At 28.6% G+C, this 13,482-nt stretch carries 13 protein-coding genes; 1 reads left to right on the top strand and 12 read right to left on the bottom strand.

Annotated features, from left to right (window positions below; all coding sequences use genetic code 11):
• Positions 1-39: 39 nt before the first annotated feature.
• Complete coding sequence (locus IC213_RS01165) at positions 40-516, bottom strand: Rpn family recombination-promoting nuclease/putative transposase (protein ID WP_227432490.1); 477 nt, start codon at positions 514-516, stop codon at positions 40-42.
• 218 nt (positions 517-734) lie between these two features.
• Here IC213_RS01165 and IC213_RS01160 point away from each other — a divergent pair, with 218 nt between their 5' ends.
• Positions 735-1,490, top strand: a complete 756-nt coding sequence (locus IC213_RS01160) for a MerR family transcriptional regulator (protein ID WP_227862640.1) — start codon at positions 735-737, stop codon at positions 1,488-1,490.
• Positions 1,491-1,592: 102 nt separating this feature from the next.
• Here IC213_RS01160 and IC213_RS01155 read toward each other — a convergent pair whose 3' ends face one another.
• From IC213_RS01155 to rlmN, 11 genes are all read right to left on the bottom strand, one after another.
• A complete protein-coding gene (locus IC213_RS01155; RefSeq protein ID WP_227862639.1) occupies positions 1,593-3,935 on the bottom strand; it encodes a sensor histidine kinase in 2,343 nt (780 codons plus the stop codon).
• Entirely contained in the window at positions 3,907-4,623 is a 717-nt protein-coding gene (locus IC213_RS01150; protein WP_227432488.1) for a response regulator transcription factor, read from the bottom strand. Before IC213_RS01150 ends, IC213_RS01155 begins: the two co-directional genes overlap by 29 nt.
• A 401-nt stretch (positions 4,624-5,024) precedes the next feature.
• Complete coding sequence (locus tag IC213_RS01145) at positions 5,025-5,681, bottom strand: nitroreductase family protein (protein WP_227432487.1); 657 nt, start codon at positions 5,679-5,681, stop codon at positions 5,025-5,027.
• Between the two features lie 56 nt (positions 5,682-5,737).
• Positions 5,738-6,367 carry an HAD family hydrolase gene (locus tag IC213_RS01140; RefSeq protein WP_227824203.1) on the bottom strand — a complete coding sequence of 210 codons (630 nt, stop codon included), beginning with the start codon at positions 6,365-6,367 and terminating at the stop codon, positions 5,738-5,740.
• A gap of 130 nt (positions 6,368-6,497) precedes the next feature.
• Complete coding sequence (locus tag IC213_RS01135) at positions 6,498-7,139, bottom strand: thiamine diphosphokinase (protein ID WP_227862638.1); 642 nt, start codon at positions 7,137-7,139, stop codon at positions 6,498-6,500.
• 8 nt (positions 7,140-7,147) lie between these two features.
• Positions 7,148-7,819, bottom strand: coding sequence for a ribulose-phosphate 3-epimerase (gene rpe, locus IC213_RS01130; protein WP_227432484.1), 672 nt, complete (start codon positions 7,817-7,819; stop codon positions 7,148-7,150).
• A 4-nt stretch (positions 7,820-7,823) separates the two neighbouring features.
• Positions 7,824-8,708, bottom strand: coding sequence for a ribosome small subunit-dependent GTPase A (gene rsgA / locus IC213_RS01125; RefSeq protein ID WP_227432483.1), 885 nt, complete (start codon positions 8,706-8,708; stop codon positions 7,824-7,826).
• Between the two features lie 96 nt (positions 8,709-8,804).
• Positions 8,805-9,548, bottom strand: coding sequence for an elongation factor P 5-aminopentanone reductase (gene ymfI / locus IC213_RS01120; RefSeq protein WP_227862637.1), 744 nt, complete (start codon positions 9,546-9,548; stop codon positions 8,805-8,807).
• 107 nt (positions 9,549-9,655) lie between these two features.
• The gene (pknB, locus tag IC213_RS01115; RefSeq protein WP_227835307.1) at positions 9,656-11,662 is read right to left on the bottom strand and encodes a Stk1 family PASTA domain-containing Ser/Thr kinase; all 2,007 of its coding nucleotides are present in this window, start codon (positions 11,660-11,662) and stop codon (positions 9,656-9,658) included.
• 16 nt (positions 11,663-11,678) lie between these two features.
• Positions 11,679-12,431 (bottom strand): Stp1/IreP family PP2C-type Ser/Thr phosphatase, encoded by a 753-nt coding sequence (locus IC213_RS01110; protein WP_227432480.1) that lies wholly within the window; start codon positions 12,429-12,431, stop codon positions 11,679-11,681.
• Between the two features lie 19 nt (positions 12,432-12,450).
• Entirely contained in the window at positions 12,451-13,482 is a 1,032-nt protein-coding gene (gene rlmN, locus IC213_RS01105; protein WP_227432479.1) for a 23S rRNA (adenine(2503)-C(2))-methyltransferase RlmN, read from the bottom strand.

Below are 13,482 nucleotides of genomic sequence, written 5' to 3'. Positions count from 1 at the left end.
TAAGTTCCTATTTTAGACCTATAAATACATTATGTAATTTTAATTTTTTATACTGGAATTATTACTATCTTCTGATGCAGATTCTATAATATCTAAAATACCTCTTTTTTTACTTAACCTTTCAGGTCCACTATATAGAACTACTGGTATAACTTTTGGGAGTTTAAAATCTTTGCTTTCTATTTCTTCAAGACTCTTTTTCATTATAAAGCTTTTCCAAATTTGCTCTCTGTATGATTTTAATCTTGGTACAATCTCAGTATCCATTTCTGTTTGAAACTCCAACACTATATAGTGTGAAATTTTACGATTTTTAGAAAAAACTTTATAAATTATATCTACTTCCTTTCCTTTATATTCACATATAAAAGATGTTTCTAACTCTATACTTTTAAGAGTTAATTCCTTTGCTATTGAGACGCTTGTAAAATTTTGAATCAAACTTAAAAAACTTTCTTTATCTGAATACAGCCTTCTATATTCTTCACGTTTTTCTTTGCTTCTTTTTAAATTCATACAATTCCTCCCAGGTTATAGATTCTCTATCTTTTGATAAAAATAATCTATAAATTTTATTTTTTAATTTTCACTAGTGATTATTGACACTTATGATTAAAATATCCAATAAAGATATTTTTTTATATTTTTATTAAAAGATATGAATTTTTATATTTTAATATATTGACATTGACGTTGCGTAAAAGTGTATATTTAATTTATAGGAGGTATTACTTATGGAATATACAGTTCAGAAATTAAGTAAAATAGCTGGTATAAGTACTAGAACCCTTAGATACTATGATGAAATCGAGCTTCTTAAGCCACTTAAAATAAATTCCTCAGGTTATCGTATATATGGTCAAAATGAAGTTAATAAGCTACAACAAATACTTTTTTATAGAGAGTTAGGCATTAGCTTAGAAAATATAAAAAACATTATAAATTCACCAACTTTTGACAGTCTAAGTGCATTAAAACAACATCATAGCAAATTACTAGCTAAAAGAAAACAAATTGACTTACTGATAGAAAATGTAACTAAAACTATAGCATTGAAGGAGGGAAAATATATTATGACAGATTTAGAAAAATTTGAAGGTTTTAAAGAAAAGATGATTGATGAAAATGAAAAAAATTATGGAACTGAAATTAGGGAAAAATATGGTGAAGATGTAATCAATCAATCAAATAGAAAGTTTAAAAATATGTCTAAAAAAGATTATGAAAATTGGCAAGATTTAAGTACTGAGATAATTAGTAAACTCAAAAAAGCTTTTAAAACTGGTGATGCATCTAATGAACTTTCTCAAGAAGTTGCGAGATTGCATCATAAATGGTTGAGTTACACTTGGAATACCTATTCTAAGGAAGCTCATGCTGCTTTAGCACAGATGTATGTAGATGATGAACGTTTTACATCATATTATGATAAAGAACAGCCTGGACTAGCAAAGTTTCTAAGAGATTCCATAGTATTCTATACAAGATAACAATCAATGTAAAGTAATAAAAAGAGTGCTACTTTAAAATAGCACTCTTAAAAAATTTTATTTTTCAAATTATATAGTTATAATCTGTGATAAAAATCTAACTTAATTTTTATTAAAAGTAATTGTAACTTTAAATAAATCTCCATCTATATCTATCTTCATTTTACCACCTTGTAGCTCTACAAAACTTTTTGCTATTGCTAGACCAAGTCCAGAGCCTTCTGTATTACGTGACTTATCTCCTCTTACAAATCTCTCCATAATATCATCTACACTAAAATCAATTTCAGTTGCTGACATGTTTCTAAGCATGATATTTACTTGTCTATCTGTTTCTAAAATATCAATATATACTCTTGAATTTGGCATTGCATATTTACTTATATTTATTATAAGATTCTCAAATACTCTAAATGTACGTTGACTATCTAATGGTAATATTATTTTTTCGCTAGAAAAATTATTTTTTATTTTCAGTGATGACTCTGCTATCTTATCATCTAATTCTAGTAATGTCTGTTTCATTAGAGATATAATATCTACATTTACTATGTTTAAGTGTACATCTCCACTATTTACTTTGCTCACTTCAAATAAATCTTCTATTAAGTGTTGTAGTCTTTGTGACTTTCTATCCAATGTATCAATATACATTTTACGATTTTCATCTGTTATATTTTCATCCTTTAGTAAATCTATATAAGTGATTATAGATGTCAAAGGTGTTTTTAAGTCATGTGACACATTTGATATAAGCTCTGTTTTCATTTTTTGACTTTTAACTTCTTCATCTACAGCTTTTTTAAATCCAGATTGAATATTTCCAAGCTCATCTTTAATAGGATTAAAGAACCCTAAATCATCTTCCATATTTGCTTCTAAATTTCCATCTGAAATTTTCTTTGTAACATCTAAAAGTTGATTGTATTCACGTATTGTTTTCTTAGAGTAATCTGACAATACCTTAAATAAAACTATTGAGTAAATTAATGCAAGTATTATTCCAAAGAACCACATACTACACATTATAACTATAATTAATAAGTTTACTGCTAAAATTATAGCTATAGTTTTATTTGGCTTTTCTTTTAAATTTGTCATTCTAACTTGATTAATAACTACTTTACTTGATTTTTTAAACCATTTTAAAAACATCCCTGTCAAAGTATTTTTTACAAAGTACTCTTTTATTCCAACGTTTAGAATATGTTTTAAAAGTGCTATAAATACAAATATTATTGAGAAGATTACAAACCAATAAATTAAATTCATTGAGCTTACTAATATATTTGCCATTTTACCACTTATATCATTTTTTATTAGATACTCGACATAATTTCCATTCAATGTGTTACTTATTATATCAGTAGGATATAAAGCTACAATACTCTGTATAATAACAATAGCAATAAAAAGTAACTCTAACGGTATTCTTGTGATTATCTCAAACCCTAATAACTCTTTAGATTTTCTATATGGAAATACTACAGCTACAATTACAACTATAGATATTATGATTTTTATAATCATTGCAGAAATTTCATAATAAGAATTATTCTCTACATTATTTATATATCTACTTATATCATCACTACTATAAATCATCCCATAATTATTATATGAGCTATATGAATTATCTTGGCTTATTACTTTAGGTACCGCATATACCAATGTTTTATTTTTTATTAGAGATAATTTATATGAGATTGAATTTCCATCTAAATCTGTCTCCATCAAATCTTCTCTAGATTTAGATAATAACATTTGGCTGATAATCTTTTGGTCTACTCCATAAGAGTCTACAATATTTACTTTTCCATCTTTATCAAAATTCATCACAAGGTAAAACCTATAATTTGCTTTTATATTTTTAATCTTTTCTTGTCTTTCCTCATCATTCATAGTTGTCTCTTGAGGCTGCTTTTTATCAGATTCCTCTTTTGAAGTGTCATTTTTTGTTGTATCCAGTGCTTTTAACTCTTTATTCTCGTTAAAAAGCTCAAAGTTATTTTCTTTATCAACTAAATAGTATTTTAAGTTTTTACTTGAATTATTAATAAAAGATTCCCATTCATCAAATTTTTCATTAAAATCTGCATTAATACTCTCATCAGTGTAATAGGTTTCTGAACCTTCATATGCGCTTTTCTCTTTACTAGTATTTTTTATATAATTTATAGTTTCTTCACTTAAAAAAAGCTTCGAAGGTTGTATCATCTTACCTTCTTGTTCTTCTTTCATATTGTGGTCTAAAACATAACTTCCTTTATATATGCTATCTACAAATCCTTCTTGCTCAAATGGATTTTTAGCTCCACCTTTAGCAGCTGACTGTATAGTCGAATATTGGCTAATCATACCTAATGATGCTGATAACATAAGTATAAAGACTATCACACTGATTATATATTTTTCCTTAAATTTTTTCGATTTTATATCCAACACCCCACACCACCTTTAAATATTTTGGATTTTTTGGGTCAATTTCTATCTTCTCCCTTATATTTCTAACATGTACCATAACTGTATCTGTGTTTACAGCATTTTCATTCCAAACTCTTTCATATATTTCGTCTGCAGAAAAAACCCTTCCTGCATTTCTCATAAGTAAACTTAATATCTTAAATTCTATAGGAGTTGTTTTTATATAATTTCCATCAATACTGACTTCTTTTGTATTTTCATTTAATTCTAATCCACCTATTACAAATATACCTTCATTATTTTCTGAACTTTCTTCTTTATTTTTTATCATATTTAGATACTTAGTATATCTTCTAAGTTGCGAATTAACTCTAGCCAATAACTCTAATGGCTTAAAAGGTTTTGTTACATAATCATCCGCTCCGATGTTAAGCCCCATTATTTTATCAACTTCTTCTGATTTTGCAGATAACATTATCACTGGAAAATTATGATTTTCTCTAAGTTTCATTGTAAGCGTTATTCCATCCATTTGAGGCATCATTATATCAACTATAGCTAAGTGTATTTCTTGGCTTTCTATAATTTTAAGACCTTCCAATCCATTGTAACCTTTAAAAACATTATACCCTTGATTTAAAAGGTATATTTCTATAGCATCTGCTATTTCCTTTTCATCTTCTACCACCAAAATATTATATGAATTCATTTTAATCTCCTTTATATCAATTAATTTATAAACTACCTTTACATATATGATTATACAATATGATAGAAGTTTTTCCATTTTTTTATAAATTTATAGTGGTCTATTCTAATTATTTATCTTTGATGTCCATTTTAGAACCCTCCCTTTAATTTAACTTCAATACTGTTTTACTTTATTTATATATCTAATATTAAAGCTAAAAACTTAAGATATTATATATACTTTTCTAAAGATTTTCTAAAGATTTAAATTTACTTGTTTTAATATACACAAAAAAAGTAGGTATTATTGTATTAATTAAATCAACAACCTGAAACATAAATTTAATATCAATAAAATCTACTTTTTAGTTTTTGCATATTTATTTTTAGTTTATTTACTTTTTATAAAAATTCTTGTTTTTATTTTATAAATGTACATATGTCTTCCACTGGTTTTTTAGATGGACTTCTTAAGTTGTCTTCTGGTACTCCAAGTGCTAACATTGCACCTAAAAAGTATTCGCCTTTTTCAAACCCTGTTTCTGCCTCTAAAACAGATTCTATCTCATCTGCTGCATAGTTTTGACTTGTCAACCAACAAGAACCATATCCAAGTTCAATTGCTGATAATGTAAAGTTTTCAATTGCTGCTCCTAAACTTTGCATGCCTGGATTTCTTATAAATAACTTATCTATAGTCTCTTTAGGTGCATTTATAAGTTCTAACTCATAATAGCCTGATGGGTTGTATACCTTTGTAAAAACTAATACCAAAACTGGAGCTTTTAAATAAAATAAAGTAAAGTTTGGCACAAATTTTCTAAATCTATTAGCTTTTTCTACTGATACTTTGTCCATCTCTACAAGTATTTCTTGTTGTTTTTTAGTTATCACATCTGCTATCTTTTCCATTAAATCACGACGCTTTATAACTACAAAATGCCAGTTTTGAATGTTTTTACCTGATGGAGCTGCCCCTGCTGCTTTTACCATTTTCAAAATATCTTCATCTAAAACATCTTGTTCTTTAAATTTTCTTACACTTTGTCTTTTGTAAATAGTATCTTGTAATTCCATTTTTAAGTCCCCCTGTAGATTATTTTTTTAATTTAAAAACAAACTTTAAACTTCCCTTATTTTAATATATCATGTTCTAACAAATCTTTAAATGACTCTATAGAATAATCATACTCATCCACATTTCCAAAACCATATTTTGCATATACAAAAGGAATCCCAGCAAATTTAGCACTATTTGCATCCCCTTGAGTATCTCCAATATAGATTGGATTAGTTAGTTTATTTCTATCAATTATGAGTTTATTATTTTCACCTTTATGCAATCCAGTATTTCCAGGACACTCAAAATCTATAAAGTAATTTTCTAGCTTATGTGCTTTTAAAAAAGATTCTATATATCCTTTTTGACAATTACTTACTATAAATAATTTATATTTTTTAGATAATTCTTCAAGAGTATTTTCTATGTCTTCAAATAATTTGCCTCCATATTCAGATAAGTAATCACATTCTCTTGCAGAACATTCATCTAATATATTCATTCTTTCTTCTTCATCTAAATCTGGAAAGAAACGCTTTGCTATTTCATCAAATGAAAGACCCATAACACTTCTAAATAATTCTACTGTAACATTTAAACCTATATCCTCACGTTTATCTAAGACCTCTTGCCATACCTTACATACTCCTTCAGTTGAATCCCATAGAGTTCCATCTAAATCAAAAATAATACTGTCTATCACAAAAAATCCCCCTTGCGTCAAAAATTATTATTTATTTATAATTATATATTAAAAAGCAGATACAATTATAAATATATTTTACTTGATTGTATCTGCTCTGTAATATAAAATCAATTATTAAAGTCCATTTTTATAAATTTCTAATTACAAGTACACATCCCTGCTCTACTTTAATTTTACAAGAATTCCCTAACATAACATTGGATATTCCAATAGGTACTGAATACTTCATATAATAATCATCCAAAGGATATTCCAAGCCAGTAAGTGTTACTCTTTTAGCATCTCCTTTTACAGCTATTACAGAAATAGTATCTCCTTTGTTTCCAAACAAGGTAAATTCTTCATTTTCAACTATATACATCTCTTCTTTATCTGAGAGTATCCTAGAATATATGCCATCTTCTTTTAAATAATATAATAGCTTTATATTTGCAAGGGTATGGTCAATTCTCCCACCTAAAGCACAAAAAAAATCAATATGGTTAGCTTTAAGAGTTTTAGCTAAAAAAAGACATAGTTCTGTATCAGTTTCATCCTTTTTAGATGGAAATTTTTCAAATTTAACACCTTGATTTCTATAGAAATTTATCTTGTCTTCTTCTACTGAATCTAAATCTCCCAAAATATAATCTGGTATTATATCCATTTTGTAGGTGTGATTTGCTCCTCCATCTGCACATATTATGCAGTCATAACATTCTTTAAGTATAATATCTCTTGTAATTTTATAATCTTCAATTTCACCATTTAAAACAATACAGATTTTCATACCTAAGTCTAAACTAATTCTTCAAGAGAAGCATTCTTTCTAAATAAATTAACTGTTTCTTGAATGTCATCACTTCCAAATATTGCAGAGCCTGCTACTATTACGTTAGCTCCTGCTTGCACAACTTCAGCCACATTTTTAGGACTTATACCACCATCAACTTCTATATCAATATTTAATCCTTTACTATCTATAAGTGTTTTTAATTCTTTAATTTTATCTAACACACAAGGTATGAATGATTGTCCTCCAAATCCAGGATTAACAGACATTAAAAGCACCATATCTAAATCAGATAGTACATGTTTAATAGTATCTATTGGTGTTGCTGGATTAAGCACTACACCTGCCTTTATTCCATGTGATTTTATATTTTGTATAGTTCTATGTAGATGTGTACAAGCTTCCTGATGAACAGTTATTATATCACATCCTGCTTTTACGAACTCTTCAATATATTGGTCTGGATTCTCTATCATTAGATGAGCATCAAATACCATATTTATATTCTCTTTTTTTAAACTTTTAACTACAAGTGGTCCTAGTGTGATATTTGGTACAAAATGTCCATCCATTACATCGATATGAAGATATTCACATCCTGCACTTTCCACTTTTCTTACATCCTCTAATAATTTTGCAAAATCTGCTGATAATATTGATGGTGCTAATTTAATCATGTTTCTAATACCTCCTACTGTTATTTTGTCTTATTTCATTTAGTAGCTGTATATAACTATCATATCTTTCTTTAGATATTTCTCCATTTGCAACAGCTTCTTTTATAGCACAATTAGGTTCATTTTCATGAATACATTTTGAACCAAACTTACAATCATTAAATTTATCAAATTCTATAAAATAATCTTTAAGTTCAACTTCTTCTATGTCTTCAAGTGCAAGTGAACTAAAACCTGGTGTATCTGCAACCATTCCACCAAACTCCAACTTTAAAAGTTCAGCATGACGAGTGGTATGTTTTCCTCTTTTTATTTTATCACTTACTACACCTGTTTGCAGTTGAAAATTTTCATCTATTTCATTTAATAAACTCGATTTTCCAACTCCAGACGGTCCTGCAAATACTACTACATTTTCTTTTAATTCATCTTTTACTTTATCTATATTTAACTTAGTGACATTACTTACAGGAATAACCTTATATCCACTAAGCTCGTATATCTTTTTAACATGCTCTAATATGTTATCATCATCTAAATCTGCTTTTGTAAGGATTATTACAGTTTCTAAATTTTCTTTTTCTGCCAAAACTATAAATCTATCTAAAAGAGATAAGTTTGGTTTAGGATTTTTTATTGCAAATACTATTAGTGCCTTATCTACATTTGCTATAGGTGGTCTTATAAGTTCTGTGTCTCTACTATCTATTTCTTCCACAATTCCCTTTTTTTCATCTTCATCAACAACACTTATTTTAACTCTGTCACCAACTAAAGGTGTTACTTTTTGCTTTCTAAATATACCTCTAGCCTTACATTCATAAAGACCTTTTTCTGTATCTACATAATAAAATCCACTAATCCCTTTTATAATTTTTCCTTCTAGCATCAAATACCTCCCTTTATAAAATTATATAAACCTATACTGTTTATGAGTAGTATATAGTGTTATTCTTTCCTATTTTTATATAATACCACATTTTTTTTAAATAACAAATCCTCCGTTTGGGCTAATTACCTGACCAGTAATAAAACTTGATTTATCAGATGCTAAAAAAATAGCACAATTTGCTATATCTTCTGGTGTTCCTAATCTCATTAAAGGAGTTTCTTCTACAAGAACATCTATCTCATCTTCATTATATTCAGATAACATATCTGTATTAATAACTCCTGGTGCTATGCTATTTACTCGAATATTTGATGGAGCAACTTCTTTAGCTAATGCCTTTGTCATTCCTATTATACCTGCTTTTGATACAGAATAATGTACTTCACAAGAAGCACCTGATATACCCCAAATTGAAGATATATTAATTATGTTTCCTTTTTTTTCTGATATCATGTATTTTAAAGCAATTTGTGAACAATAAAAACTTCCTTTCAAGTTAATATTCATCATATTATCCCAATCTTCATCAGTTATATCTGTAAATAACTTATCTTGGCTTATACCAGCATTATTTATAAGTACATCTAATCCTCCAAACTCCTTTATACAATAATCTATCATATTTTCGACTTCTTCTCTATTTGAAATATTAGCTTTAAATAATTTTACAGAAAAACCCTTTTCGTTTAATACAGTGTATAATTCTTTAGCCTCATTTTCTGATTTATTAAAGTTTATTAATACATTATACCCATTTTTTGCAAATATTTTAGATATTGCTCTTCCAATTCCTCTAGAGCCTCCTGTTACCAAAACTGTTTTATTGTTTTTATTCATAAATATTTATCTCCCTTATAATTAATCTAATATTTTATACAAAACAAACTGCCCCTTTAAAGAAAATAATTTCTATAAAAGGACAGCTTTTTATTTTTAGCTACTATTTATTCTGATTTACCAATATTTCCACCAGTTCCTGCTGGAGTTTCTCCACTATTTCCTGAGTTTGAACCTCCTGAGTTATCTCCACTATTTCCTGAGTTTGAGTCTCCTGAATTATCTCCATTATTTCCAGAGTTTCCTCCACTATTTCCTGAATTATCTCCACTATTTCCAGAGTTTCCTCCACTATTTCCTGAATTTCCTCCGTTAGTTCCTGAGTTTGAACCTCCTGAACTTCCTCCACTATTTCCTGAGTTTGAACCTCCTGAGCTTCCTCCACTATTTCCTGAGTTTGAACCAGGTGTTGTTGTATCATTCTCATCTGGTGTTGTTGGAGTCTTATTTGGTGTTGTTGGTGTTGGCGTATTTGATTTCTCTGAGCCTTTGCTAACATATAGGTCTATTTCATCACCTTCTTGAACACTTGATGAACCAGAACTAGGGCTCTGACTTAAAACTGTACCTTCTTTATATACTGAACTATACTCATACTTGACAGTTCCAACTTTCAATTTATTTTCCTCTATAATTTTTTTTGCATTAGTTAAAGTAATACCTACTACATTGGGAACTGAAGCTTCGTTTGCACCTTTACTTACAACGACATTTATGGTGTCACCTTTTTTAATATTTGTACTTCCACCTTCAGGTGTCTGCGATATTATACAATTTTTATCTACCTCACTGCTATACTCTTCACTTTTTACACTTAAGGACAATCCTTCTTTTTCAACTGCACTCTGTGCTTCCTCTAATGTCATATTCACAAGATTAGGAACAGTTAAATCTTTACTACCAAATCCTCCAGCAAATAAAAATTTATATGCTAAGAATACTTGTGCACATAAGATTACTATCAAAACTGCCGCGACTACTTTTAGTCTTTTTCTAGCTTTAGGACTTTCTTGTTTTTTCTTCTTTTTCTTAGCCCTCTTACTTTGAGTATTCTTAGGTTTTTGATTCTTTTTAGCTCTCATTATCTCTTCCTCATCTTCATCGTCTTCATCTTCTTCTTCATAAAAATCATCATAATAATCTTCATCTTCATCTAAATCAGCAACTTCTATAGGTTTAACTACTTTTTCCGGAACTGGCTTTGCAAGTACTGGATTTACAGCTTTATTAATCTCTTTTTCATCAATTTTCTTCGTTGCAAAATCATCGTATTCCTTTATAAAATCTAAGTCAATATTTTTTTCTATATAATCTATATCTTCTATTAACTCTTCAGCAGTTTGGTATCTATCTGCACTAGATTTTTCTGTAAGCTTTTTTATTGTAGTTCTTACACTTTGAGGAATCCTAACTTTCTCTTCTGATGTAAAATCTATATCATCATTGATATGTTGAAGTGCTATAGAAATTGGGCTATCTCCTCTAAATGGTACTTTTCCTATCAGCATTTCATATAAAACTATACCTAAAGAATACAAATCTGCATTATTAGTTACAAACTTTCCTTTAGCTTGCTCTGGTGAAAAATAGTGTACTGAGCCTATTATACTACCAATATTAGTCATAGTTGAATTTGAGACAGCTTTGGCTATACCAAAATCAGCTACTTTTACTACTCTTCCTTCATTGGATATGAGAATATTATGAGGTTTTATATCTCTATGTATAATCCCCTTTTTATGTGCAGCACTAAGTGCCATAGCTATTTGTTTTGTTATATCCAGTGCGGTATATTCGTCTAATATCCCTTCATCCTGTATAATTTCCTTCAAATTTTTTCCATCTACAAATTCCATTACAATGTAGTGAACTTTTCCATCTTCCCCAACATCATATACATTTACTATATTTGGATGTGAAAGGCTTGCTACTGCTTCTGCTTCTCTTTTAAATTTTGTTAAAAATTCATCGTCATCTACAAATTCAGGTCTGAGTACTTTAAGTGCAACAGTCCTGTTTAATAATCTGTCTTTAGCCTCATATACAAAGGCCATTCCTCCATCACCAATCTTCCTGATGATTTCATATCGATTTCCTAAAATTGTATCTCCCACAATATCACCGTCCTAATTATACTTTTATTACTATCACCGAAACATTATCTTTACCAGAAACATCATTGGCCATGCTTATCAATTCATCACTTATATCACTAATTCTCTCATATTCATAATCTAATATTAAACTTCTTATATCTTCGTCATAAATAAACCCAGTTAATCCATCTGTTGCAAGAAGTATTATATCACTTTTTTTGATTTCCTTCTTAAAAATATCTACAACAACCATATCATCTGTTCCAATTGCTCTAGTTATTCTATTTCTCTGTGGATGTCTTCTCGCTTCTTCTTCTGTAATAACATGAGCCATCATAAGTTCTTCAACCACAGAATGGTCTATAGTTATTTTATCAAATTTTTCATCTGTTAACAAATAACATCTGCTATCTCCAACATTTGCCACATATAAGACATTATTATACACTATAGCTGTAACTAATGTAGTTCCCATTCCTTCAAATGCTATATCTTCCATAGATTTCTTGTGCACAATTGAGTTTACATTATTATAAGCCTGTTTTAGTATATCATCTATATAGTCTATTTTTACATTATCATGCTGTAATAAGTTTTCTTTTAGAAAATCAATTATATTTTCTACTGCTAACTTACTGGCGACTTCCCCCTTTTTATGTCCACCCATTCCATCAGCTATGGCAAATATTCCTATTGGACCATGTTCTGTATCTATAACTTCTCCCTCACAATAGTCTTCATTGTTTTTTCTTACTTTTCCTATATGGGAGGCACAACTATAAACCATACGACTTCCTCCTTACATATTACTTGTATTTTCTTCTCAATTGGCCACAAGCTCCACTAATATCAGAACCCATAGACATTCTAACTGTAGCAGGTATATTATTTTTCTCTAAACTATCTCTAAACTTATAAATAAATGCCTTGTCTGGCTTTTCATATTCTCTTTCTTCAACCTTATTTATTGGTATTAAATTTACATGGCATAGCATACCTTTTAAAAGCTTTGCTAATGCCTTTGCTTCATTTTCTGAGTCATTTACACCCTTTATAAGAGAGTATTCAAATGTAACCCTTCTATTTGTCTTTTTTATATAATATCTACAGGCATCTAGTATTTCTTTAATAGAATATGCATTTGCTACAGGCATAATCTTTCTTCTTTCTTCATCATATGGTGAATGAAGTGATAAAGCCAAATTTATAGCTATTTTCAAATCAGCCAACTCGTACATTTTAGGCACTATCCCACAAGTTGAAAGAGTTATATGTCTATACCCTATATTAAGACCATTTTTTTCATTAATTATTTTTAAAAATTGTTTTGTATTTTCAAAATTGTCAAGTGGCTCACCACTTCCCATTAAGACAAGATTTGATACTCTTTTTCCAGTATCTTCTTGAATTTTAATAACTTGGTCTAAAATCTCCCATGGTTCTAAGTTTCTAATCAATCCATCCATTGTAGATGCACAGAAGTTACATCCCATTCTACAACCTACTTGATTAGAAACACAAACAGTGACCCTACTGTCATAATCCATCATCACAGTTTCTATTATATTTCCATCATCTAATAAAAACAAATATTTTTTTGTGCCATCTACCTTAGATTCTAACTTTAATTCTATATCTATATGACCTATACATGAAACTTCTTCTAATTTATTTCTCAAACTTTTTGGTATATTATTCATGTCATCAAAAGTTTTTGCACCTTTGTATATCCAAGAAAATATTTGGCTCCCTCTAAAAGGTTTTTCATCTATAGTTTTCATAAATTCCTTGAGTTCATCTTCAGTAAAGTTTTTTAATACTATTTTTTTCTCTTCCAT

Source organism: Clostridioides sp. ES-S-0049-02 (assembly GCF_020658465.1).
Lineage (GTDB): Bacteria > Bacillota > Clostridia > Peptostreptococcales > Peptostreptococcaceae > Clostridioides.
This window is presented reverse-complemented; position numbering and strand designations above follow the sequence as displayed.